The sequence below is a fragment of the Gilliamella sp. B2911 genome, from assembly GCF_026536965.1.
GTDB lineage: Bacteria > Pseudomonadota > Gammaproteobacteria > Enterobacterales > Orbaceae > Gilliamella > Gilliamella apicola_E.
In genome coordinates, this window is the sequence record NZ_JAFNNA010000001.1 from 346,083 (window position 1) to 371,440 (window position 25,358).

The window sequence follows — 25,358 nt, forward strand, 5'->3', positions numbered from 1 at the left end:
TAAGGAGAAAAGACTATGTGTACTGACTTAAAATATGCTTTAGTTGCAACCGTATTAATTTTATCCATTATTGCAGCTTTTGGCGTTGTTGTTTGCATGAATTAAGACTTGATTAATTTGGTCCAGATAATTATAGTATGCACCCTGCTTTTTTAAAGCGGGTGCTAAATTAAGGTGAGGTGTCCGAGTGGTTGAAGGAGCACGCCTGGAAAGTGTGTATACGGCAACGTATCAAGGGTTCGAATCCCTTCCTCACCGCCATTAAAATTTATTTAGTCATTGCAGCAAAGAACCCAGAGGTTCTATCTCATTACTGGTGACATATTCGCACAAGGTTAATGACCTGACGAGTAACCTCATCTTCTCCTTGATCTTCCGGAGTTAATATGGAAAATTTACGCACCGTTCAGGATTATATACGCTGGACCACGTCACAACTTAGTCAATCAGATATCTTTCTAGGGCATGGAACAGATAATCCTATAGATGAAGCTAAACAACTTATCTTAGCAACGTTAGGCTTATCATTATTTATTCCCCCTGAGTTTTATGCATCAAATCTAACTAGCGATGAAAAACAACAATTAAATGCGATCATCAATAAACGACTTACTGATCGCTTACCAACACCTTACTTAACCAATCAAGCATGGTTTTGTGGTCACTGCTTTTATGTTGATGAAAGAGTATTAATACCTCGCTCTCCGATAGGCGAATTGATTAACAATCAATTTAAAGACTTAATTATTAGTCAACCAAAGAAAATCTTAGATCTTTGTACCGGTAGTGGCTGTATTGGGATTGCCTGTGCTTATGCCTTCCCTGAGGCACAAGTTGATATTACCGATATCTCACTTGAAGCTCTTGATGTTGCTCAAACCAATGTTGAAATGCATGATATGCAATATCAAGTTACCCCAATTCTATCTGATCTGTTTAATGGATTACCTGATAACAAATATGACTTAATCGTCACTAATCCGCCTTATGTCGATGATGAAGACATGAATGATCTTCCAGATGAATTTTTATATGAACCAAAATTGGCGCTTGAAGCTGGGCTTGATGGGTTAGATTTAGTGAAAAGAATTTTACATGATGCAAGTAACTATTTAACACCAGAAGGCTTATTAATTTGCGAAGTCGGCAACAGCTGGGTATCTTTACAAGAACAGTATCCAGACGTACCATTTAACTGGATAACTTTTGAACATGGTGGACTAGGTGTATTTTCACTGACCTATAATGACCTTAAAGCTTATCAACATTATTTTAAATAAATTAAATATAAAAAATAAAATCGGAATAGAGAACTATGGCAGGAAATTCAATTGGTAAATTATTTAAAGTCACTACCTTTGGTGAATCACATGGCATTGCATTAGGATGCATTGTCGATGGTGTACCACCAGGACTGAGTTTAAACGAATCCGATATGCAACATGACCTTGATCGTCGTCGCCCAGGATCATCTCGCTACACAACTCAGCGTCGCGAAGCGGATCAAGTAAAAATTCTTTCAGGCGTATTTGAAGGGGTAACTACAGGAACCAGCATTGGATTACTTATTGAAAATACTGACCAACGTTCGCAAGATTATAGCAAAATAAAAGATATCTTCAGACCTAGTCATGCTGACTACACCTACCAAAAAAAATACGGAATTCGTGATTATCGTGGTGGCGGTCGATCATCAGCTCGTGAAACCGCCATGCGAGTTGCTGCAGGTGCTATTGCTAAAAAATATTTACATGAAAAACTGGGTATCACTATTCGCGGTTATCTAGCTCAAATGGGTGATATCGAGTGCCAACTAAAAAATTGGCAACAAGTAGACCAAAATCCTTTCTTTTGCCCTGATGAAAGCAAATTGGAAGCTCTTGATGAATTACTAAGAAAACTAAAAAAAGAGGGTGATTCTATCGGTGCTAAAGTTTGTATAGTGGCTGAGCATGTGCCAGTAGGATTAGGTGAACCAGTCTTTGACAAACTCGACGCCGATCTTGCCCATGCCCTAATGAGCATCAATGCCGTCAAAGGGGTAGAAATAGGTGACGGATTTGCTACTGTCAACAAACGCGGAAGTGAAAATCGTGATGAAATTACCCCTGAAGGTTTTTTATCTAATCACGCTGGCGGTATTTTGGGCGGTATTAGCTCCGGGCAAACCATTTTGGCAAGTATTGCTTTAAAACCTACGCCAAGTATTGAAATTGCCGGGCAGTCGATTAATGTTAATGGTGATAGCGTTGAAGTATCGACGCATGGTCGACATGATCCTTGTGTGGGGATCCGAGCAGTACCAATTGCTGAAGCAATGGTTGCAATTGTTTTAATGGATCATTATCTTCGACACCTTGCACAATGTAGTGATGTAAAATAATCATGAGTTACGAATTACTGGCTTTACTTTTTTTTATTGCCATGTTGGCTGGTTTTATTGATTCTATCGCTGGTGGCGGTGGGCTATTAACGGTACCGGCTCTTTTGGCGGTTGGCTTACCGCCAGCTAGCGCTTTAGCCACCAATAAATTACAAAGTACTGGGGGATCTTTCTCTGCCAGCCTTTACTTTATTCGTGAACGCATGGTTGATTTAAAACAGCAAAAATTCGCAATTACCTGTGCCTTTATTGGCTCGGCGCTTGGCACATTATCCGTCATGCATATACAAGCTGACTTCTTAAAATTACTCTTACCGATCTTAACTATTAGTGTTGGGCTCTATTTTTTACTCTCCCCGACCATTGGGGAAAATGACCGTAAAAGTCGCCTAACCATAATCCAATTCGCCTTATTACCAGCATTAGCTATCGGATTTTATGACGGTTTTTTTGGGCCCGGAGCTGGCTCATTTTATGCAGTAGCCTATATCACCCTTGCCGGTTTTAATTTAACCAAAGCCACTGCACATACCAAAGTACTCAATTTTACCTCTAACTTAGCGGGCTTAATCTTTTTTATTGTTGGTGGAGAAGTGGTATGGTCAATTGGTCTTGTTATGCTTGTTGGTCAATTTATTGGCGCAAGATTAGGGGCAAAAATGGTTATCGCTAAAGGGCGAAAATTGATAAGGCCAATGCTTATTACCGTTTCCACCATTATGAGTATCAAACTCATCTATGAAAACTTCTTTTAGTTATTCCGTTTTATACTAATAAGTAGGGTTTTCATAACAAACTTGTTGTTGTTTTGTAGTTGAAGTTAAAAGACTACAAAAATGAAACGGTATACACTCCTCAATCTTTTTTACAAAAATTATTTGATATTGAATAATTTCATATTAACTATCTTCTTATAAACCATAAATATTTCTTAAATTTCTTGTACAAAACTGTAGTACTATATCTTTGTTGTTATGATTATTATCTTAGATATAAAAAAACACAAAAAAGTTGGTAGAAAAATCCAGGTTAATATTTTAATTATAAAACAATTGGTTATAATAAGAGTGTTCCCTATATACATAGGGATAAACCGCATTGTTATTAATAATCTTAGAGTTACGTTTTGTGTTCCCTATATACATAGGGATAAACCGTAATTATTCAATAGTTTTCTCGCTCGTCTACTGTGTTCCCTATATACATAGGGATAAACCGCTGTCTTTGTGCTTTGTCAAATATGGCGGATCGTGTTCCCTATATACATAGGGATAAACCGCCCTGATTGCACTAGTATTAAAACAATTTTTAGTGTTCCCTATATACATAGGGATAAATCGTACAAAATTCAGTAAAAATTTATTTAATTACTAAATTGAAGAAGTGATTTGTTATCATTGTGGTATCTATATAGGAAACTGGTAAGATATATTGATACTAGATAATTGATGAGTATGATAATTATCGACGAGCCAAAGGTGAATAACAGCAATGAATTATACTGTAAACAAAGTGCTATATTAAATTAAACTAGTCTATCTATTTTGTTAAATTGGTTTTTTGAGCTATAGTTTTTACTGCACATATAATTATATTTAATATATAGTTAAATTTATATTGCAAAATGATTTGCTTATAACAATCCATTAAGTGATGCCATGAAACTTCAACAATTACGTTACATTTTAGAAATAGCTCGCTCAGGCTCGATTAATGAGGCTGCTAAGAATCTTTATATTACTCAGCCTAGTCTTTCCACTGCGGTTAAGGATTTGGAAGCCGAATTCGGTATCGAGATTTTTGTAAGAACATCAAAAGGGGTTTCACTCTCGGCTGATGGTGTGGAATTTTTGGGGTATGCTAAGCAGGTTTTAGATCAAGCTCAATTGTTGGAGCAACATTTTTCAAAAAAAGAACCCTCTAAGCAGTTATGCAGTATTTCAACGCAGCATTATGCGTTTGCAGTTAATGCGTTTGTTAATTTAATCAAGAAGAATCATACAGATGAATATGAGTTCACCTTACGAGAAACGCGGACTTACGACATTATTACTGATGTTGCCAATTTGCGTAGTGAAGTGGGTATTTTGTATCTGACCGATTTTAATCAAAAGGTGATTTTGCGACTGCTTAAAGAGCATCGTCTTACTTTTAATCCTTTGTTTGAAGCCGATCCTCATGTGTTTATTAGCACCCATCATCCTTTAGCTGCTATGAAGTCGTTGACGCTTGAAGATTTGGAGGATTTTCCATATCTCTCTTTTGAACAGGGTGAATATAACTCTTTTTATTTTTCGGAAGAGATTTTAAGTACCGTCTATCATAAGAAAAGTATTCATGTAAGTGATAGAGCGACGTTGTTTAATTTATTGCATGGGTTAAATGGTTATACAATTAGTACTGGCGTGCTCAGTACTGATTTGAATGGTTCGGATATTTTGTCTATTCCTTTGGCCGTTGATGAGAAGATTTTAATCGGTTGGATAACTTCGCAAAAAGCGCAATTAAGTTTGTCGGCGCAAAATTATATTGAAGCGTTGAAAAAGCTTATCCAAGAAGAATATGGTTTTAAACTTAAATAAGCGTTTTAAATTACTAAATCAAATTGCTATTTCAATAAATTCCAGTATAATTGCGCACAATTCATATATTGATTATATGAATACCGAGGAATGTCTGAATTAGAGATCGGTCATTCCATTTTTTTATTTATTTTAAGAGGTTTATTATGTCTCTAACTGTAGAAGCAAAAGCGAAAATCGTTGCTGAATATGGTCGTGGTACTAACGACACTGGTTCAACTGAAGTTCAAGTCGCTCTTTTAACTGCGCGTATTAATGATTTACAAGGTCATTTTTCTGAGCATAAGAAAGATCACCATAGCCGTCGTGGTTTATTACGTATGGTTTCTAGCCGTCGTAAATTATTAGATTATTTACGTCGTACAGACTTTGACCGTTATAACCAGTTGATTCAAAAACTAGGTTTACGTCGCTAATATTTATCTACTTGAAAAGAGGCTTAGGCCTCTTTTTCGTTGTATAAATTTAGGGCTTTGCTATAATGCTGAGCTCGAAAAGCATGTTTAATTGCTTTGTAGAGAAAAATTAATAAAAATAGAAGATTATGTCTCATGTTTCGCGCGACTAATGAGAGCTCTATAATTTATAGATTTGTCATTAGTCGTGACAGTGAAATAATCTTTTGTTGAGTATCCCCCACATGGTTGAAGTGTGTATCAATATGTTCCAGCATTGCGCTGCTTCCTGTCGAAATATCAAACTTCAACATGATTTATAACAAGAGGAATTTATTTTGTTTAATCCGACATATCAAAAATTTCAATATGGTCGTCATACAGTTACATTAGAAACGGGTATTATGGCGCGTCAAGCAACAGCTGCGGTTATGGTCAATATGGACGATACTGCGGTTTTTGTGACTGTAGTAGCTAATAAGAAAGTGAAAGAAGGGCAAGACTTCTTTCCTTTAACCGTTAACTATCAAGAACGTACTTATGCAGCAGGCCGTATTCCAGGTGGTTTCTTTAAACGAGAAGGTCGTCCGAGCGAAGGCGAAACGTTAATTGCTCGTTTAATTGACCGTCCACTTCGTCCTTTATTCCCAGAAGGTTTTGTTAATGAGATTCAAATCATTGCAACTGTGGTGTCTGTAAATCCAGATGTTAGCCCTGATTTGGTGGCGATGATTGGTGCATCGGCTGCGCTTTGTTTATCTGGTGTACCGTTCCATGGTCCAATTGGCGCAGCACGTGTTGGTTTTATCAATGATGAGTTTGTGCTAAATCCATCAGTTAAAGAGCTAGCATCAAGCCGTTTAGATTTGGTTGTTGCAGGTACCAAAAGTGCCGTGTTAATGGTTGAATCAGAAGCTGATTTGTTAACTGAAGATCAGATGTTAGCTGCGGTGGTTTTTGGTCATGATCAACAACAAGTTGTTATTGATAATATTAATGAGTTTGTAGCGAAAGCGAACTGTGAAAAATGGGATTGGGTTGCACCAGCTAAAAATGAAGAGCTGTTTAATGCCGTATCTGAGTTAGCTAAAGCTCGTTTAGGTGAAGCTTATCGTATCACTGAAAAACAAGCTCGTTATGCACAAATCGATTTGATTAAAGAAGAAGTATTAGCGGCACTTAAAGAGAAAGACGAAGAGCTTGATGAAAACGAAGTTATCAATATTATTGTTGATTTAGAAAGTCAAATCGTTCGTCAACGTGTTATTGCTGGTGAGCCACGTATTGATGGTCGCGAAAAAGATATGATTCGTGCGCTTGATATTCGTACCAATGTATTGCCAAGAACGCATGGTAGTGCTTTATTTACGCGTGGTGAAACTCAAGCACTAGTGACAGCAACATTAGGAACTGAACGTGATGCTCAGATTATTGATGAGTTAACTGGTGAGTATACTGAGCGATTCTTATTACACTACAACTTCCCTCCATACTCAGTAGGTGAAACTGGCATGGTTGGTTCGCCAAAACGTCGTGAAATTGGTCATGGTCGTTTAGCTAAGCGTGGTGTTGCTGCTGTAATGCCAAGTAAAGAAGAGTTCCCATATACTGTTCGTGTGGTTTCAGAGATTACTGAATCTAATGGTTCTTCTTCAATGGCATCAGTTTGTGGTGCTTCATTAGCGCTTATGGATGCAGGTGTGCCAATTAAGTCTTCTGTTGCAGGTATCGCAATGGGGCTTGTGAAAGAAGGCGATAACTTTGTGGTGTTATCTGATATTTTAGGTGATGAAGATCATCTAGGTGATATGGACTTCAAAGTAGCCGGTACCCGTGAAGGTGTGAGTGCGCTTCAAATGGATATCAAAATTGAAGGTATCACTAAAGAAATTATGCAAGTTGCATTAAATCAAGCTAAAGGTGCTCGCTTGCATATTTTAGGGGTGATGGAACAAGCAATTAATAAACCTCGTCAGGAAATTTCTGAATTTGCTCCCCGTATCTATACGATGAATGTTAATCCAGATAAAATACGCGATATTATCGGTAAAGGTGGTGCTACAATTCGTGCACTAACTGAAGAGACTGGTACTACCATTGAAATTACTGATGATGGTACTGTTAAAATTGCTGCAACTGATGGCAATAAGGCTAAAGATGCAATCGAACGTATTAATAATTTAGTTGCTGATGTTGAAATTGGTAAAATCTATACTGGTAAGGTAACCCGTATTGTTGATTTCGGTGCTTTTGTATCAATTATTGGTGGTAAAGAGGGACTTGTTCATGTTTCTCAAATTGCTGATCACCGTGTTGAGAAAGTTGCAGACTACTTGAAAGTAGGTCAAGAAGTGAATGTTAAAGTACTTGAAATTGATCGCCAAGGTCGAATTCGTTTAAGTATGAAAGATGCTGTTGAGCCGAATTCTGATGTTGAGCCAGCAGCTGAATAAGATATTATTCACCAGGAGTTAAAAAATGAGATTATTCAACCTGAGGATGTTGTGCTGTATTCTTGCAGTCATTATTTTGTCAGGTTGTTCAAATTCTCAGCCGTTACTTGTTGCTCCTGAGCAAGTTACCTATGACGATGAATTGAAAATAGCGCAAATTAGTCAGCAGTTATCAAGTCGCGATCTTGATACCCCATCTAGGATGCAGCTTATTTTTGAACGAGGAATTATTTACGATTCATTAGGTTTTAAAGCATTTGCACAAAGTGATTTTAACCATCTTTTAAGCTTTAACCCTGAAATTCCAGATGTATATAATTTTCTGGGTACTTATGCGTTAAGAGACGGTGATTTCGATAATGCGATGATGGCGTTTAATACAACATTAGAGCTGGATTCTTCTTATGCTTATGCCTATTTTAATCGTGCAGTAACTCTGTATCGTACAGGGCATTATCAAGCTGCAAAGCTTGATGCAGAAAAATTTTATAAATATGATGTCAATGAGCCTATTCGAATTTTATGGCTTTATTTGATTGAAAAAGAAATAGATAAACAAGCTGCCTTAACTCAGCTACAAAAACGTTACGATCTTATTAACGATAAATCGAGTTATGGCAGTAATATCATTGCATTTTATTTAGGTAAGATAAGCGAATCTAAATTAATGCAAAACCTTCAACAAGGTGTTGAAAATGATCGGCAATTAGCCGAGCGCCTTTGTGAAGCTTACTTTTATTTAGGTAAATATTACCAAAGTAAAGGTAACAATGAGCGTGCCAAAATGTTATTTAAATATGCTTTAGCAAATAATATTTATAACTTTGTTGAACATCAACAGGCGCTCTATGAAATTAAGTTACTTGACGAAAAGTAACAAGGGTCATGCCAGTTTAAAAGTGAAAATATTGTTATAGCGTAGTTCTGATTTGCCCAAAATATATTCTCGATTCTTTACATGTTTCTTATCAATTGTATTTTTTCAAATATCAATTGCATTAGAATAAATGGCTATTTGATTGAGTAAGTATTGGTTGTTAGTTATTGGGGTGAGTTGTAAATTTTCAATTTAGTGAGCTGGCATAAATTTATATAGGCTTCTTTATTTTGGTATAGTCATAATTTGTGATGTATGCAGTAATCCTCATGAATTATCTTGATTAATAACGATCAAATGTAATCCTAACCAAATATTAAGCGTATATAGGCAAATTTATAAGCGAGTTTACATGACAAAAGAAATATCTTTTATTGACCTTGGTTTATCTGAGGAAATCCTTAATGCATTAAATGATCTTGGTTTTACGAAACCATCACCAATCCAAGCTGAATGTATTCCCTTACTCTTAGAGGGTAATGATGTATTAGGTATGGCTCAAACAGGTAGTGGTAAGACTGCAGCCTTTTCAATCCCTTTTTTAATGAATATTGATGCTAATTTGAAAGCGCCACAATTATTGGTTTTAGCACCAACACGTGAGCTAGCTATTCAAGTTGCTGATGCTTGTGCTGAGTATTCTAAATATGTAAAAGGGGTTAAAGTATTAGCTCTTTATGGTGGTCAACGTTATGATGTGCAATTGCGTGCATTAAAACAAGGTCCTCAAATTGTTGTGGGGACGCCTGGTCGTTTATTAGATCATTTAAATCGTAAGACTTTAGATCTTTCTAATCTTAAAGGTTTAGTATTAGATGAAGCTGATGAAATGCTAAGAATGGGCTTTATTGATGATGTTGAAAGCATTATGGCTTCAATTCCAGAAGATCATCAAACGGCGCTGTTTTCAGCAACTATGCCAGCCCCAATTCGTCGGATTACTAAACGTTTTATGCATAATCCAAAAGAAGTGCAAATCAAAGGGACTAATCAAACGGCTCCTGATATTGATCAAAGCTATTGGTTAGTACGTGGTATGCGTAAGAATGAAGCAATTGTGCGCTTTTTAGAAGCTGAAGATTTTGATGCTGCGATTGTTTTTGTGCGTACTAAAACAGCAACTTTAGAAGTAGCAGAAGTATTAGAAAAACACGGTTATAGTTGTGCAGCCTTAAATGGTGATATGACGCAACAACTACGAGAACAAACACTCGATCGTTTACGTAATGGTCGGTTAGATATTTTAATTGCAACCGATGTTGCAGCACGTGGGTTAGATGTTGAGCGTATTAGTTTAGTAATTAACTATGATATTACACTTGATTCTGAATCGTACGTTCATCGTATCGGACGAACTGGACGCGCTGGACGAGCAGGGCGAGCGATTTTGTTTGTGGATAGTCGTGAGCGTCGTTTGCTTAAAAATATTGAGCAAACTATCAAGAAACCCATTCCGGAAGTGGCACTACCATCTAAAGAATTGCTTGAAAAACGTCGTTTGGTTAAATTTACTCAGCAAGTTCAACAACAACTTGAGAGTGCGGATTTAGATCAGTATCAATCGTTATTAACTCAAATCCAAGCTGATAGTGGTGCAGATCTTGAAACGATTGCAACTGCACTGTTACGTTTAGCACAAAGTGATCGTCCGTTAATTCTTCCTCCTGATCCGGTCTTTAAACCAACAAGAGAGTATCGTGATGGTCGAAGTGGTGAGCGTCGTTTACGAGGCGATAATCGTGAGTCTCCAAAACGTCGTGAGCGTCGAGATGTTGGCGAGATGGATATGTACCGTATTGAAATTGGTAAAGAAAACGGTGTTGAAGTGCGCCATATTGTTGGTGCAATTGCCAATGAAGCTGATATTAGTAGTCGCTATATTGGTAATATCAAACTTTACGAGACTTATTCAACAGTAGAATTACCAAAAGGTATGCCTAAAGATATCCTTAAGCACTTTGAGCGCGTTAAAGTGCTAAATCAACCGATGAAAATGAGTTTAGTTACAGGTAAACCATCTGAAGCTAAGCGTGGAAGTAGAAGTAGTAAACCTGAGTCTAAGGATAAAGGTTTTGCGAAAAAACGGGGTCGCCCATCAGCACCTAAGTTTTAGGACTTTAATTCATCTTAAACCTCTGCATCTTATGGCAGAGGTTTTTTTTCATTTAAATTGTTGCCAGCATTTTTGGGTAACGTGATAAAATCAATCATCGCCAATAAAGTCATTCCTGCCACCATAAATAATGCTAACCGAAAATCTTCAACCATTATCTGATTATGTCCATTATAGCTTGACGCAATAAATAGAAATAAGGCACTTAAAACAATGCCTAGCACGTTGTTTAGTTGTTGAAAAAGGGTTGATAAAATATTAGCGCTTTGCATTTCGTTTTTTTCAATTTCTGAAAAACTTAAGGTTGTTATTGTAGTAAATTGGATCGAACGTGCACCGCCAGAAAAGAATAGAACCAATATAATCCAAATGATTGGTGTTTTTGGCGTGAAGAGCGCACACAATACAAAACTAAATGACAATAATAGACCATTAACGATTAGAATTTTACGAAACCCAAACTTGTGAATTAAAGGTGTATTAATGGTTTTGAAAATGATATTTCCTGCGAATAGTGAAAGTAATAAGGAACCAGCTGTTAATGGTGACCATCCAAAACCGACTTGAAACATTAGTGGTAAAATAAATGGAGCACTGTTTAAACCCATCCGTATTAGTGAACCTCCAAAGAAGGTCATTCTAAATGTGCGTTTTGAAAATGCGTATAGGCTAATTAATGGGTATTGTGTATGCGTGAGATGATAATAGGCGAAGATTAATATTAGGCAACCTGCAAAGGAAGTGCCGAGAGCTAGCCATAAACGACTATTTGAGTGGGAAACCATTTCAAGTCCATACACAAACAATAATAAGCCTAAGCCACAAGCGATAAATCCAACAATATCAAATGAGCGTTTTTCAGGTAGTTCTTTAGGTAATAGGTGATGAGCGAAAAATAATGCAATAAAGCCTAATGGAATATTGAGGATAAATATCCAATGCCAAGTGAGATATTGGGCAAAGAATCCACCAATAATTGGTCCCATCAATGGTGCAATTAAACCTGGCCAAACGAGAATTGATATTGTGCTAACAAGATGCTGTTTTTCAGTTCGACTTAGTACTACTGTTCTACCTACTGGCACCATTAATGATCCCCCTAAACCTTGAATCAATCTTGCGATAGTAAACATGGTTAGGTTAGTCGATAAAGCACACAATATTGATGCCAACATAAATAATATAATTGAAATCGAGAAGACACGATAAGCTGTAAATCGATTTGCGATCCAGCCACTCGCGGGAAGGCCAATTGTAAGTGCTAACATATAGGCGCTAATACCGATAGATAAATCTTGTGGATTAGTTAAAAATGATTTCGCCATTGCGGGAATTGCTGTGGTTATCACCGTAGCGTCTAGATTTTCCATGAAGAAGGTTGCCGCTACTAAAATAGCCATTTTACGAACGTGATTATACTGTTCCATAATATTACAAATTAATTCAAAAATATAAAAATTAGGAACTAATATACGCTAAAAATTTTTGCCGTGGTAAAGCTTTTTTACATTTTGCCCTTGGTGTTTATTCAGAGTATACTAATACCAATTCAATCGGTGAACAGAGGTATAGGATGACAGATTCTCTAAATAAATGTAAAGCTAATGAAACACCAGCTTGTTGTTGTGTTGATGTCGGCACAATTATTGATAATGAAGATTGTAGTGCAGAATATGAAAATATTTTCACAACTGAATCAGAAGCAAAAGCAAAATTAGCCTCTTTGACACAAGCAGCTAAAGATGTTGAAACAGAACCTTGCGAAATCAATAGCAGCATCGATAAAGTAGAAAATGGCTATAAATTGACAGCTAAATTCACTTTCTGTTGTGGTGCAGAATGTATGATCTTCCAATTAAAATTACGTTAATCCCTGTTTTATGAAGATTTGTATTATGAGGCATGGTGAAGCAGGTTTTTCTGCTTCATCTGATGCAAGTCGATCATTGACTGATTTTGGTAGAAAACAAGCCAGTTTGGCTGGTATATGGCTTAATCAGCAAGATTTCAAATTTGATTTAGGGTTAGTTAGTCCTTATCTAAGAGCACAACAGACTTTCTCTGAATTGTCTTCATACTGCCACATACCTAAAGTTGAAACTGATAATTTTTTGGTGCCAGGTGGAAGTCCTTCCTATATTGCCGATTTATTAATGACACTTCCCGCTCGTGGGATCGAGAATGTAATTATTGTTTCCCATCTTCCTTTAGTTGGTTATTTGGTTAATGAATTATGTCCAGATGTTTCACCACCAATGTTTCCTACAGCTGCTATTGCTTGTGTTGAACTATCACCCAATGCGGCAGGAAAGTTAGAATGGTTTCATGTAGTGGAATAAAAAAACTTAATCTTTTTGATTTACCGTTAACAGGTCGAACGCTGATCGAAGCGTCGGCTGGGACTGGTAAAACCTATTCGCTCGCATTCATTTATCTCCGGTTATTACTTGGGATTGGTAAAAATAACTATCCTACACCGCTCGAGGTTAATCAAATTTTAGTTGTGACTTTTACAAAAGCTGCAACTCAAGAACTTAGATCGCGAATAAGACAAAATATCCAAGAACTGCGTTTAGGACTTTTACAAGGTCGTCATGAAGATCCTATCTATCAACAGCTAATTGATTTAGTTGAAGATACAGATGATGCTATCCAAAGACTAACTCAAGCTCAACAATCAATGGATGATGCAGCGATTTATACTATCCATGGTTTTTGTCAACGCATTTTAACTAGCCATGCTTTTGAATCTGGGGTACTGTTTGAGCAGACGCTAATTACTGATGAGCAAGACCTAAAGTTACAAGTTGTCCAAGATTTTTGGCGTCACTATTTTGTTCCGCTTGATAGAGCGTTAGTTTATTTAATTCTTGATTATTGGCAAGATCCAAAATCGTTATTATCAGATATTAATCCTTATTTAAATTTTGAATTTGATCAATCGCAAGAAGAGAATTTTGACATTACTAAAAAGATCGAGCAGTTTTATCGAAAACATCTTGAGCAGATCGAATTAGTTAAAAAACTGTGGTTAGATTCTGTTGCAGATCTTCCTGAAATCATTGCTCGATCAGGAGTTAATAAACAATCTTATAATAACCGCTTTTTACCGAATTGGTTTGCTAAAGTGACTGCTTGGGCCCAATTACCCACCCAATCATTCAAAATACCTAGTGAATTAACTAAATTTAGCCAATCGATTTTAATTGAAAAAACTAAGCAAGATAAAGATCCTCCTGTTCATGTTGTTTTTGAAAAGATCGATCGGTTATGCAATAGTGCTATTGATTTACGTAGCGAAATTTTAATGGATATCGTTAGCGTCATTCAAAAAGGTATTTATGCGCAAAAAGTTAAACTTGGTAAGATGAGTTTTGACGATTCATTAAGCCAGTTAAATCGCGCCTTACGAGCTAGAAATGGAAAGCGATTAGCACAAAGTATTGCGCAAAAATATTGCGTGGCTTTGATTGATGAATTTCAAGATACTGATCCTGTGCAATATAAAATCTTTGATCGTATCTATGGTCGTTATCCTGAATCAACCGGTTTACTGTTTATTGGTGATCCGAAGCAAGCTATTTATAGTTTTCGTGGTGCGGATATTTTTACTTATCTAAAAGCGAAATTATCAACCGGTGAAAATAATTTTACTATGCAGGTTAATCATCGCTCCTCATCGTCTATGGTTGATGCAGTCAATGCACTATTTAGCAATCATGATAATCCTTTTATTTTTGAAAATATTTCTTTTTTTCCAATGGAAAGTGCTGAAAGAAATCAGCATAAAGGATTGATCGTCAATCAACATGAAGTTAATGCGTTAACAGCCTATTTATTACCTGATGAAGTTACCACAAAAACAGATTATCAAGAACATATTGCTAGCTGTTGCGCTAAGCAAATTGTGACTTGGTTGACAGATCCAACAATTTTGATAAAAGATAAAGATGAGCATCGTTCAATCACCACTGCAGATATTGCGATTTTAGTCCGAACTGGGCGCGAAGCCGAAATCATCCAACAAAAATTGGCTGCTTTTGGGGTTAAAAGCGTTTATTTATCCAATCGTAATAGCGTATTTCTATCTAAAGAAGCACAAGAGATTCTTTATCTATTACAAGCTGTTTTAATGCCCGAAAATGAAGCGGCTTTGCGTTTAGCTTTAATGACGACCCTATTAGGGCAAACAATGGCTGAGCTGGAGCAAATTATCGATGATCAAGATAAATGGGAAGGGTTGATAGAGGAGTTCAAACAGTACCAGATTATTTGGCAATATTATGGTGTATTAGTAATGTTGCGGCGGATGATGAAAAAGCGTAAGTTAGCTGAAAATATCCTAGCTAGCCCAAATGGTGAGCGTACATTAACTAACTTTATGCATTTAGGCGAATTGTTGCAAGAAGCCGCTGATGAACTAGATAGCCCACATGCTTTGGTTCGTTGGTTATCTAGGCAAATTGTCAGCCCTGACTCTAATATAGAAAATCATGAACAACGCTTAGAAAGCGATGAAAATTTAGTAAAAATTATTACGATCCATAAATCAAAAGGTTTAGAGTTTCCTATTGTATGGTTACCATTTGCTGCCCAATTTCGTAATTCAGATAGTCAGTTTTATCATGATAAAAATAATGATTATCAACCCACTTATGCTTGGTTATTAACCGATGATGTCAAACAACAAATTGAAGATGAACGTTTAGCTGAAGATCTACGATTACTTTATGTGGCGATGACGCGCTCAATCTATCATTGTAGTGTTGGCTTAGCATCATTGAAAAAGAGTCAATCAGCAATTGATTATTTATTAAAAGGCCAATTACGCTCGATTGGTAAATTTGCAGATTTGGTTGAACTACAATTACCTATATTGGGGGAGCAGTATACTGCCACAGAAGCTCCTAATATGTTACTGGCTGCTAATGAATTTAAACGTAAATTATCTAATAGTTGGCGAGTGACAAGCTATACCGAGTTACAAAAACATAACAATGGTTTTAATTTAGCTAGTGATTGGAGTGAGAGTCGTGTACCGCCAGATGCTTCTTTATTATCTGAGGTGCAATATGATATTCATCATTTTCCAAAAGGTGCTTATGTTGGTACATTGTTACATTCCATTATGGAAAATTTAACGCCAAGTAATGCCGATGAATTATGTACAACTACGATTAAAAAATTGGGTTTGGATGAACCTTGGTTAAGGGTACTAAATGATTGGCTTCAACAAGTATTAACAACTAAACTACATCAAGATTGTTCGACATTAGCCAGTATTTTAAATAGCAAATGCATTAATGAACTACAATTCTATTTTCCTATTCGCCATGCCGTGACTAGCTCGCAACTAGATAGTTTATGCAAACAATACGATGATTTATCTAAACAGTGTCCACCTTTAGATTTTGAAACGGTACAAGGCATGTTAAAGGGATTTATCGATTTAGTGTTTGAGTATCAAGGTAAATATTATATTGTTGACTATAAATCAAATTGGTTAGGTGATGGTATAGAGGCCTATACTGAGCAAGCATTAAATCAAGTAATGTGTGAGCATCGTTATGAATTGCAATATCAACTTTATTGTTTGGCGTTGCATCGATTTTTGCGAAGTCGTTTACCCGACTATCGATATGAAACTTATTTTGGCGGAGTTTACTATTTATTCTTACGTGGACTTCCGGATAAAGGCGTTTTTTACCATCTACCAAAACAAGAGTTTATTGAGAAACTTGATAAATTGTTTGATGGTGAGAATTTAGCTTAAATAAAAAGGCACAAATAGTTGTGCCTTTAATTTTTTGAAGAAATTATGTGAATCAACATTTAAATTTTAGTTGATATCGATAATGTTTATCGGTTAGTAAATATTCACTGTGAACATTTGGTGTCCAAGAATCATCACCGCCTATTCCCATATGATAAGCATCAATACTGACATAGGCGTCTTGTTGTGGTTCTAATAAGTGTCTATGGCTTTTTTCCATCAACTGTTTTGTTCCATATTGATTGATGTTAAATTTAAATTGATGACCAGTAATCGTCATCTCATTAAGTGTTAATTGTTTTACATCACAGCGTAGGCCGTTTTCACATGGATAAATGTAAGGTGTGTAAAGTTCAGAAAATGGTAATGACCAATCACCAAAAATCGCTGAAGTTTTTCGATCTGGATAATTTTCATGTGGTCCTAAGCCAAGCCATTTCACCTGTTTTGGTATCCCTTTTAATTGATACGTCAAACCTATACGAGCTGGTGCTGGCATGTCATTGGCAATGTCCACTTCAACTGAGATAGTTAAGATACCATCTTGATCAAACTGATGTACCCACTTACTTTGAATAACTTTGCGTTTTTTCACTGAGTAGCTGTGCAAAACTTCAATGATCACATAATTCTCAGTTTGTGATGCTCTTATTGCTAAACATTTGTGGCTTAAATCAAAGTAACCCGCCGCCTTCCACTGTTCGACCCATGCATATGGATTGTTATTACTGTCAAAGTCACCACTAATTCCAATATCATTATCGATTGGTGCTCGTATAAACTGATCAGCAATAGCGCTGGCTAATAGTGGTTTTTTGTTTTTGCTCCATTGACTAAGTTGGCCAGTTTTTTTGTTGATTTGCCAACTTTGGTTCTTCCAATTAACAACAAATTCGTTTTTATTTTCAGTTAATTTTAGTGATGTTTTATTGTTACTAAATGCTAATTGTGGAATAAACCTATTGGTTAATTTAAATTGTTCCCAAGCCACAACGTGTTTTGCTGGAGACCAAGTAGTAGCTCTATTTTGGATGACTCTGAGTGATAAGTGTAATTCTTCACCATCAAAGTTATTATCAATGTCATCTATAAGTTTGAGTTCAATAGGGTTATTAGGTGAAATAGTCAGTTTAACTTTACCACTCAGTTGGATTTTACCATCAACCAACAATTCCCATTCTAATGTTTCATTGTTAGTAGTATAAAATAAATACTCACTCTTTACTTCAATAACTAATGGTTTTTGGTTTACAAGTTTAAATTGGAAAGGTTGTTGTACTTTTTTAGCTTCAATTAAACTTGGGTGTGCTTGGCGATCAGGAAACACTAAACCGTCTAAACAAAATTGTCTATCATGATACGCTTCACCAAAATCACCACCGTAAGCCCAATAACTTTCGCCAGATTTGGTATGGCAACGAATACCATGATCAGCCCATTCCCAAATAAATCCTCCTTGTAATCGAGGATATTGTCTAAAGGCTTGCCAATATTTATAGAATGCACCTAGACTGTTTCCCATTGCATGAGCATATTCACATAAAATAAGTGGTCGTTCTTCATCAGGCATGGATATCCATTTTTTTATCGCCCATTTAGCCACATTAGGATGAGGTTGATCTTGTTCAACTCGGGCATACATAGGGCAAATAATGTCAGTAGCTTTAGTATTGGCACCACCACCTTCATATTGTACTGGACGAGTTGGGTCATTGCTTTTTATCCATGAATATAGTGCATCATGATTTGCCCCGTGCCCTGATTCATTTCCTAATGACCAAATAATTATGGCAGGATGATTTCGGTCACGTTGAACCATGCGAGTTACTCGTTCACTATAAGCTGCTAACCAACGAGGATCGTCAGATAATCGAGACATTGGGAACATGCCGTGCGATTCAATATTGGCTTCATCAACTACGTATAGTCCAAATTCATCACAAAGTTCATACCAACGAGGATCGTTAGGGTAATGGCTGCAACGTACAGCGTTGAAGTTGTGCTGTTTAATTAACTTGATATCGTGCAACATGGCTTGTTCGGTAACAGCATAGCCCATATCAGGATAAAATTCGTGACGGTTAGTTCCTTTAATAAGAAGTGGTTTACCGTTTAAACAGAGTTGCCCATGTTTGATTTCAACAGTTCGGAAACCAATATTATAAGCCTCTGATTCAATCAAGCCGGTTTTCTTATGATTTAAGCTAACAACTAATCGGTAAAGATTTGGGGTTTCGGCACTCCACAATTGTGGTTTATTGACGGGAATATGGCATGTCATTCGGTCATTATATCCACCTTTTTCATCAACAAAAGATACTCCGATTGGTTGCGTTTGTTCAAGAATGAGTTTGTCTTTTTGCCATAACTCAATACCGACATTTAGCATGTCCATTTCACTGTCATGCTTTACGTTAACTTGCAATGTTAATATTGCATTTTGATAGCAAGCGTCAAGCTCTGTTTTAACATGGATATCACTTAAATGTGATTTTGGTTTGTTAAGTAGTGAAACTCCACGGAAAATACCACTTAATCGCCACATATCTTGATCTTCTAAATAACTACCATCACACCATTTCAATACTAATACAGCAATTCGATTTTCACCTTCTTTTAAAAAAGGCGTTAAATCAAATTCAGCAGCGATGCGACTGTCTTGTGAATAGCCAACCCAATTGCCGTTACACCAAAGATGAAATGCTGAGCTGACACCATCAAATATAATTCTTGTGTCCCCTTTATTTAACCATTTTTTATCAATTTTAAAATAGCGAGAATAGCAACCAGTTGGGTTATCTTCAGGAACAAATGGGGGATTATAAGGAAATGGATATCGGATATTAGTATAAACAGGCGCATCATAGCCATGTAATTGCCAATTTGATGGAACTGGAATAGTATTTTTATCTATTTCTTTTTTTAACCATGATACAGGTACTTGTTTAGGATTTTGATAATAACTAAAAAACCAGTCACCATTAAGTGAAATAATGGCACTTGAATCAGCATTATTTTTAGCACTTTGCTTGTTTCGCCAACTATGAAATTTTGGATGGGTATCAAGTTTGTTCATGCTTAATACAGATAGATTATTCCAATCTTGTCTGTTGATAATATCATCTAGGGACGGATTCATAAGCCTCTCCATTTGTTCAAGTATATCTGATAATGTCTAAAATCTTTTTTGACTTTTTAATTATAATGATTCAATTATTGAAAACAGTGATCAAGTTAACATTTGTGTAATCGAATACATTTTTATTTGATTGACTTTATTTTTATAATTTTAATTTTTTATGTATGCGATTACATTGGTAGGTATACTTTGATTAATTTATACTTTGTATCAATTATTCAATTGGATAGACTGAATACCGTTTAGAGAGGGTGGGCGTATATATATTAATTAAATTTGCTGAAGGTGATTCGCCTTTTGCCAAGCATAATGCCAGTTCCGCAGCTTGTTCAGCCATTGTATGAAGTGGGTAACGGATGGTGGTTAATTTTGGATGTAAATAGCGCGCAAGTAGCAAATCATCAAATCCAATAATGGAAATTTCTGCTGGAATTTTTATGTCGTTATCATATAACACTGACATTGCACCAGCGGCCATTGAGTCGTTATAACAGGCAATTGCGGTAATTTCTCGATTACGTTCTAATAGTGACATCATTGCTTGTTCTCCTCCTTCTTCATTAGGTGAGGAGAAGGCAATAAAGTTTTCATTAACATCAATATTGTGTTCAATTAATGCATCTTTATAGCCTTGTAACCGATCGGACGAGTCAGAAATTTCATGGTTAGAGCATAAATATCCAATTTTAGTATGTCCATGCTGGATTAAATGTTTTACGGCTAGATATGAACCATAACGGTCATCTAGAGCAATACAACGCTTTTCAAAACCTTTCAATAGCCGATTGATTAATACCATCCCTGGCACTTGCTCCATTAATTTTATCAATCTGCTATCGGGTAACATTTTTGCATGAACAACTAGTGATGAGCAGCGATGCTCTATTAAGTGAGTTATTGCATTATATTCTTGTTGTTCATTATGGTAACCATTACCAATTAGCAAAAAATGTCCTGTTTTGGATGCAACTTTTTCTACCGTGCTAACCATAGCGCCAAAAAAAGGATCGGATACGTCAGCCACAACAATTCCAATAGTATTAGAGTTTTGTTGTGATAATGCACGAGCATTAGCATCAGGATAATAACTTAATTTTTCCATGGCTTTTTTTACGGTTTCGCGTGTGGTATCACTAACGTTTTCGGCGTTGTTAATCACTCGCGAGACTGTCGCAACAGAAACTTTAGCTAAATGTGCAACATCTTTTATTGTCGCCATAAAAAAACCTTTTAAATTATTACCGTAACTTTTTTAAAGTTTATTATTAGTTTGGTGTTGGTATCAAGTTAAGTAGAACTGTTAATAACTAAGCCAAAAATGATTCATAATGAAGTTATGAAATATTACAGAATACGTTCTTACTTATCTTAAATAGCTGATACAGATATCTGCTCACTTTTATGACTTAATGTATGATAATAAAGCAAAATTTTGGCTTTGCCAACAAAGCATTGACGCCTGAATCGTTTCAGTTGTAATTTATTAATAAGGGGAATGATTAATTGACTAAATTCCCCTCAAATTAGTTAAATTTTAACCAGTTCGTACTATTTTGCCGTAACTTTTATTAACATTGCGGTAGCAGGATCGAGTACAGGTAATGGTAAGCCGATATTCATTAACCAATCTCCTGACAGTGTGGTATCTGTTGTCATCCATTTTGGAAATGATTTCATGGCGTGACCATTTACTTTCGGATCAATGTGATCAGGTAGATCTAGAATTTCGATTTTGTATTGCTTATCAGCTAATAATCCAACTAAGCGTAAGTTACCACTTAATGCATAAGTCGGTAATGCCAATTGCGCTATAATAAATGCTGCTTCTTTTTTATCCTGACTGACCACACCATAGCTTTGCATAGCTGCGCTATCATCAACATCTAAACGAACACTATTACCACTATGCAATAATGGGCGTAGCTGTTTATGTAAACGGATATAATGAGTAAAACCTTTTTGTTCTTCTGCCGATTCTTTCACTGGATCGAGCTCAACACCCATATGTCCAAATAATGCTGTTAAACCTCGTAAATTCATATCTAATTCACGATAGGTGGTGTGACAAGTTTTGCCACCGATATGAGCACCCATTACCTCAGGTGGGAAGAAGTAGCTCATACCTCGTTGTATGATTTGTCTATCTAATGCATCATTCGAATCTGAGGCCCAAAAACGTTGAGTACGTTTTAACACTTCAAAATCTATACGACCACCACCAGAAGAACATGATTCAATTTCAACATTAGGATATTTTTCTTGCAGAATATCCATTAAACGATAAACCGCATTAGTTTGTCCAACTACAGCTGGGTGACCTTCGTGGCCTGCCTGAACAATTTCTCTATTCATATCCCATTTAATATAGTCAATATCATAACTACCGAGTAACCAATTTAATCTTTCGAGTAGATAATCAAATACCGCTGGATTTTGTAAATCAAGTAAGTATTGATGACGGCCTTCAGGTTGATTGTAGCCAGGTAATTCAAGTAACCAATCAGGATGTGCTCGATAAAGATCAGAGTTTTTACTGATCATTTCTGGCTCAACCCAGATACCAAATTCCATTCCTTGTTTTTTTACATGTTTGATAACTGGTTCAAGTCCTTTTGGATATTTGCGTTTATCTAAATACCAATCGCCTAATGCTTGATAATCATCATCACGTTTGCCAAACCAACCATCATCAATGATAAAACGTTCAACACCCAGTTGTGCTGCTTTTGTCGCCATTTTCATGATGTAATCTGGGTTGTGATCGAAGAAGATTCCTTCCCAAGTATTAAGATGGACAGGACGAGGTTTATCGCTTGCGAAATGAATAATATTTTGGCGTAAAAATTGATGGAAATGCTGGCTCATCTTATTTAAGCCTTCATTACTATAGGTTGCATAAAGCCAAGGAGTACTTAAAGTTTCACCTTTAGCTAATGATATTTCTCCAGCAAGATAAAGCGCTTCGGCTTGGATGAAGCGCTTACCATTACTTTTCACTGCAACTTGGATACGATGATTACCACTCCAACCTAAATGGATACCCCAAACTTCACCAGTTTGTTCTTTAAATCCATCGGTACCAACTACCATACCCGGAAAGTATTCGTGTGAAGTACGACCACGGCGGTTTTCTTGCAGGTATCCACAATGTTCGATTTTTGTTCTGTGAGGAAAGAACTCTTTAATCCAACGACCACTAAATGCCATTAATTCTTGTGCACGTTCAGGAATTGGTAATGTTACAGATAAACGATTGACTTGATATGGTTCTTTACCTAGATTAGTCAGACTATTTTGGCATTGTAATACACCGGTTTCGTCTAAAATCAGCTTACTAGTCAAACGAAGTTTTGCAATACTATCTTCACTAATTATAGTTATATCATTTTTTTTCTTGGTTACTTTTTTGGTAACAAAAACTGGTGACCAATCTTTACCATTTCGATGACCTTCTAGTCCTGGAGTGCTAAAGTTTCCTACTCCTTCCTCAGGACAAAGGGTGAACGGGACATCGATATCAATACGTGAATTGGGTACGGCAGGTATAAGCATATCGATATCATCAAGATTTACGGTTTGTAATCGTTTACCAAAATAGCAGAGTTCAGCATAAGGTTGGGTGCGTAAGATAATATCTATATCGCGGGTTCTAAGATGGCAATTCATATTCTCTCCAAAGGTTAATCACTTTTCCGATATAGAATAATAATAATTTTCATTAATTAATATGATTAATTTTTAATTTTGTGATTAAGATCTCAATTAATGTAATCGTTTCCATTTTATTTTTCTAAAATGGTTAATTAAGCAATTTTTATTGCAAATGGTTGTGCGAAAAGGCAGTATTTTATGTTATTATGATTTTTAATCATGGGTGAAATTTTAAAATATTATGAAAAATATTATTACTTTATTTTCTTTAATTACGCTGGTTTTTAGTGTTGAAGCAGCAGATAAATATGTGACTGAAAATGTTGATATTTATCTTCGCCGCGGTCCAGGTTCCCAATATGCCTATACGAATGCTGTTAAAGCAGGGGAAAAAGTTGCAGAACTAGAGAAAAGCGCTGACGGTAAATACACCCGGATACAACTTCCTAACGGTAGCTCGGCTTGGATTGAATCAAATAAACTAAAAGATCAACCTAGCCTTAAAGTACTTGTCCCAACGTTAGAGTCAAAACTTGCGGAATATAAAGATAAGGTTGATAACGCAGAGCAGTATAGACAAAATGCTATCAATGATTATTCCGAAAAATTAAAACAAGCCGAACAAACAATTGAAAGCCTACAAGCTAGAAATAAAGAATTAGAACAAATCAATAAATCACAAGACACTAAACTTGAATCAATGCTAAATCAAGTTGATGACAAGCGACGAGACCTTATTGTTACTTGGTTTACTTATGGTGGCTTAGTAGCTGGTGGTGGATTCCTATTAGGTTTAATTTTGCCAGCTATTATGCCGGGTCGCCGCAAAAAAGATCGCTGGATGCGCTAAATGAGCAAATTCTATCTTGTTGGCGGTTCTGTTCGAGATAGATTATTACATCTTCCTCTTGTTGATCGAGATTGGGTTGTAGTTGGTTCTACACCCGATGAGCTTTTAGCTCTAGGTTATCAACAAGTTGGTAAAGACTTCCCAGTCTTTTTACATCCCATAACAAAAGAAGAATATGCCTTAGCTCGAACCGAGCGAAAATCGGGTAAAGGCTATACTGGATTTATTTGTGACTTTAGTAAGGATATTACCTTAGAGCAAGATCTTATCCGCCGAGACCTGACTATTAATGCTATCGCCATGGATGAAGATGGTAATCTTGTCGATCCTTATCATGGTATTGATGATATCAAACTTAAATTATTGCGTCATGTTTCCCCTGCGTTTAGAGAAGATCCTTTACGAGTGTTACGAGTTGCTCGATTTGCTGCTCGTTATTATCATTTAGGTTTTAGAATCGCATCTGAAACACAAAAGTTAATGGAAGAAATGGTTTTAGCTGGAGAAATAAATACTCTTACTCCAGAGCGTGTTTGGAAAGAGACCGAGAAGGCATTAGCAAGTGCCGATCCACAAGTTTATTTTCAAGTGTTAAAACAATGTGGTGCTTTGGCGATATTATTTCCATCATTAATTCTTTCTAATACTGTTGCAGATGCATTAAAGAAATCTACTTTATTAACCGATGATTTAACGGTTCGTTTTGCAGTATTATTTGGTGAATTAGCAACTGAAGCAGAGAAACTTTGTTCACAAATTAAAGCACCAAATCAATATACAAAATTAGCGATAATGGTGCAGCAATACCATCTTAAAGTTGAAAACGTGACACAATTAACAACTGAACAAATTATTGATTTATTCAATCGAATAGATGTTTGGCGTAATCCTCATCATCTTAATCAATTAATTATTGCTAGCCAATCTTATGCTAAAACAGAATCATTTCCACAAGCAAAGTACCTAGAAAAGGCATATAAATTAGCTCATGGCGTCAATGTTCAAAATATTATTGCTGAAGGTTATAAAGGAAAGTTGATTCAAGATGAGTTACAAAAAAGGCGAATTGAAGCGTTATTAAACGGTATTTGATTGCATCTTAATCAATTGTCACTTTTTTTCAAAATATCTAAAAAAAAGGG

Annotated in this window: 18 protein-coding genes, 1 tRNA gene and 1 CRISPR repeat array; of the genes, 15 read left to right on the forward strand and 4 right to left on the reverse strand. The window is 36.1% G+C overall.

What is annotated here, in order from left to right; all coding sequences use genetic code 11:
• Nucleotides 1-15: 15 nt before the first annotated feature.
• The 10 genes from J3U27_RS01525 to J3U27_RS01570 all read left to right on the forward strand — a co-directional run bounded on the left by J3U27_RS01525 (nt 16) and on the right by J3U27_RS01570 (nt 10,803).
• Complete coding sequence (locus J3U27_RS01525) at nt 16-105, forward strand: YnhF family membrane protein (protein WP_141673908.1); 90 nt, start codon at nt 16-18, stop codon at nt 103-105.
• A 68-nt stretch (nt 106-173) separates the two neighbouring features.
• Nucleotides 174-261, forward strand: a tRNA-Ser gene (locus J3U27_RS01530).
• 125 nt (nt 262-386) lie between these two features.
• Nucleotides 387-1,280: a 50S ribosomal protein L3 N(5)-glutamine methyltransferase gene (gene prmB, locus J3U27_RS01535; RefSeq protein ID WP_267376647.1), complete on the forward strand. Its 894-nt coding sequence runs from the start codon at nt 387-389 to the stop codon at nt 1,278-1,280.
• A 35-nt stretch (nt 1,281-1,315) separates the two neighbouring features.
• On the forward strand, nt 1,316-2,383 hold the full coding sequence (gene aroC, locus J3U27_RS01540; protein WP_267330114.1) for a chorismate synthase: 1,068 nt from the start codon (nt 1,316-1,318) through the stop codon (nt 2,381-2,383).
• Between the two features lie 2 nt (nt 2,384-2,385).
• Nucleotides 2,386-3,138 carry a TSUP family transporter gene (locus J3U27_RS01545; RefSeq protein ID WP_267357572.1) on the forward strand — a complete coding sequence of 251 codons (753 nt, stop codon included), beginning with the start codon at nt 2,386-2,388 and terminating at the stop codon, nt 3,136-3,138.
• 312 nt (nt 3,139-3,450) lie between these two features.
• A CRISPR array of direct repeats spans nt 3,451-3,723; the repeat unit is 29 nt; unit sequence GTGTTCCCTATATACATAGGGATAAACCG.
• Between the two features lie 318 nt (nt 3,724-4,041).
• A complete protein-coding gene (locus tag J3U27_RS01550) occupies nt 4,042-4,965 on the forward strand; it encodes a LysR family transcriptional regulator (protein WP_065562201.1) in 924 nt (307 codons plus the stop codon).
• 146 nt (nt 4,966-5,111) lie between these two features.
• Nucleotides 5,112-5,381, forward strand: coding sequence for a 30S ribosomal protein S15 (rpsO, locus tag J3U27_RS01555; protein ID WP_065562200.1), 270 nt, complete (start codon nt 5,112-5,114; stop codon nt 5,379-5,381).
• Between the two features lie 317 nt (nt 5,382-5,698).
• Nucleotides 5,699-7,813: a polyribonucleotide nucleotidyltransferase gene (gene pnp, locus J3U27_RS01560; protein WP_267376650.1), complete on the forward strand. Its 2,115-nt coding sequence runs from the start codon at nt 5,699-5,701 to the stop codon at nt 7,811-7,813.
• Between the two features lie 25 nt (nt 7,814-7,838).
• Nucleotides 7,839-8,690 (forward strand): lipoprotein NlpI, encoded by an 852-nt coding sequence (gene nlpI, locus J3U27_RS01565; protein WP_065734300.1) that lies wholly within the window; start codon nt 7,839-7,841, stop codon nt 8,688-8,690.
• Nucleotides 8,691-9,042: 352 nt separating this feature from the next.
• Complete coding sequence (locus J3U27_RS01570; RefSeq protein ID WP_267376652.1) at nt 9,043-10,803, forward strand: DEAD/DEAH family ATP-dependent RNA helicase; 1,761 nt, start codon at nt 9,043-9,045, stop codon at nt 10,801-10,803.
• Nucleotides 10,804-10,832: 29 nt separating this feature from the next.
• On the opposite strand, the gene J3U27_RS01575 is transcribed toward J3U27_RS01570, so the two are convergent.
• Nucleotides 10,833-12,230, reverse strand: a complete 1,398-nt coding sequence (locus J3U27_RS01575; protein ID WP_267330121.1) for an MFS transporter — start codon at nt 12,228-12,230, stop codon at nt 10,833-10,835.
• 146 nt (nt 12,231-12,376) lie between these two features.
• Between J3U27_RS01575 and J3U27_RS01580 the strand changes: the two genes are divergently transcribed.
• From J3U27_RS01580 to recB, 3 genes are read left to right on the forward strand one after another with little or no spacing between them, the layout of a single operon-like run.
• Entirely contained in the window at nt 12,377-12,673 is a 297-nt protein-coding gene (locus tag J3U27_RS01580; protein WP_065562196.1) for a YfcZ/YiiS family protein, read from the forward strand.
• Nucleotides 12,674-12,698: 25 nt separating this feature from the next.
• Nucleotides 12,699-13,142, forward strand: a complete 444-nt coding sequence (gene sixA / locus J3U27_RS01585) for a phosphohistidine phosphatase SixA (protein ID WP_267376654.1) — start codon at nt 12,699-12,701, stop codon at nt 13,140-13,142.
• On the forward strand, nt 13,121-16,576 hold the full coding sequence (gene recB / locus J3U27_RS01590) for an exodeoxyribonuclease V subunit beta (protein WP_267376656.1): 3,456 nt from the start codon (nt 13,121-13,123) through the stop codon (nt 16,574-16,576). Before sixA ends, recB begins: the two co-directional genes overlap by 22 nt.
• A 52-nt stretch (nt 16,577-16,628) precedes the next feature.
• Here the strand turns inward: recB and J3U27_RS01595 are convergent, their stop codons facing one another.
• The 3 genes from J3U27_RS01595 to J3U27_RS01605 form a co-directional block, all read right to left on the reverse strand.
• Nucleotides 16,629-19,727, reverse strand: a complete 3,099-nt coding sequence (locus J3U27_RS01595; protein WP_416380519.1) for a beta-galactosidase — start codon at nt 19,725-19,727, stop codon at nt 16,629-16,631.
• A gap of 202 nt (nt 19,728-19,929) precedes the next feature.
• Nucleotides 19,930-20,934, reverse strand: a complete 1,005-nt coding sequence (locus J3U27_RS01600; RefSeq protein ID WP_065734305.1) for a substrate-binding domain-containing protein — start codon at nt 20,932-20,934, stop codon at nt 19,930-19,932.
• Nucleotides 20,935-21,263: 329 nt separating this feature from the next.
• Complete coding sequence (locus J3U27_RS01605) at nt 21,264-23,381, reverse strand: alpha-galactosidase (RefSeq protein ID WP_267376660.1); 2,118 nt, start codon at nt 23,379-23,381, stop codon at nt 21,264-21,266.
• 226 nt (nt 23,382-23,607) lie between these two features.
• Between J3U27_RS01605 and J3U27_RS01610 the strand changes: the two genes are divergently transcribed.
• Together J3U27_RS01610 and J3U27_RS01615 are read left to right on the forward strand one after the other, a co-directional pair.
• Entirely contained in the window at nt 23,608-24,216 is a 609-nt protein-coding gene (locus J3U27_RS01610) for a TIGR04211 family SH3 domain-containing protein (protein ID WP_065562190.1), read from the forward strand.
• On the forward strand, nt 24,217-25,308 hold the full coding sequence (locus J3U27_RS01615; protein WP_267376661.1) for a multifunctional CCA tRNA nucleotidyl transferase/2'3'-cyclic phosphodiesterase/2'nucleotidase/phosphatase: 1,092 nt from the start codon (nt 24,217-24,219) through the stop codon (nt 25,306-25,308).
• The last annotated feature ends 50 nt before the right edge of the window (nt 25,309-25,358 follow it).

Coding starts and splice junctions, on each gene's coding strand:
- J3U27_RS01525 (WP_141673908.1), top strand. CDS start 16: ATGTGTACTGACTTAAAATATGCTTTAGTTGCAACCGTATTAATTTTA.
- prmB (WP_267376647.1), top strand. CDS start 387: ATGGAAAATTTACGCACCGTTCAGGATTATATACGCTGGACCACGTCA.
- aroC (WP_267330114.1), top strand. CDS start 1,316: ATGGCAGGAAATTCAATTGGTAAATTATTTAAAGTCACTACCTTTGGT.
- J3U27_RS01545 (WP_267357572.1), top strand. CDS start 2,386: ATGAGTTACGAATTACTGGCTTTACTTTTTTTTATTGCCATGTTGGCT.
- J3U27_RS01550 (WP_065562201.1), top strand. CDS start 4,042: ATGAAACTTCAACAATTACGTTACATTTTAGAAATAGCTCGCTCAGGC.
- rpsO (WP_065562200.1), top strand. CDS start 5,112: ATGTCTCTAACTGTAGAAGCAAAAGCGAAAATCGTTGCTGAATATGGT.
- nlpI (WP_065734300.1), top strand. CDS start 7,839: ATGAGATTATTCAACCTGAGGATGTTGTGCTGTATTCTTGCAGTCATT.
- J3U27_RS01570 (WP_267376652.1), top strand. CDS start 9,043: ATGACAAAAGAAATATCTTTTATTGACCTTGGTTTATCTGAGGAAATC.
- J3U27_RS01575 (WP_267330121.1), bottom strand. CDS start 12,230: ATGGAACAGTATAATCACGTTCGTAAAATGGCTATTTTAGTAGCGGCA.
- J3U27_RS01580 (WP_065562196.1), top strand. CDS start 12,377: ATGACAGATTCTCTAAATAAATGTAAAGCTAATGAAACACCAGCTTGT.
- sixA (WP_267376654.1), top strand. CDS start 12,699: ATGAGGCATGGTGAAGCAGGTTTTTCTGCTTCATCTGATGCAAGTCGA.
- recB (WP_267376656.1), top strand. CDS start 13,121: ATGGTTTCATGTAGTGGAATAAAAAAACTTAATCTTTTTGATTTACCG.
- J3U27_RS01595 (WP_416380519.1), bottom strand. CDS start 19,727: ATGGAGAGGCTTATGAATCCGTCCCTAGATGATATTATCAACAGACAA.
- J3U27_RS01600 (WP_065734305.1), bottom strand. CDS start 20,934: ATGGCGACAATAAAAGATGTTGCACATTTAGCTAAAGTTTCTGTTGCG.
- J3U27_RS01605 (WP_267376660.1), bottom strand. CDS start 23,381: ATGAATTGCCATCTTAGAACCCGCGATATAGATATTATCTTACGCACC.
- J3U27_RS01610 (WP_065562190.1), top strand. CDS start 23,608: ATGAAAAATATTATTACTTTATTTTCTTTAATTACGCTGGTTTTTAGT.
- J3U27_RS01615 (WP_267376661.1), top strand. CDS start 24,217: ATGAGCAAATTCTATCTTGTTGGCGGTTCTGTTCGAGATAGATTATTA.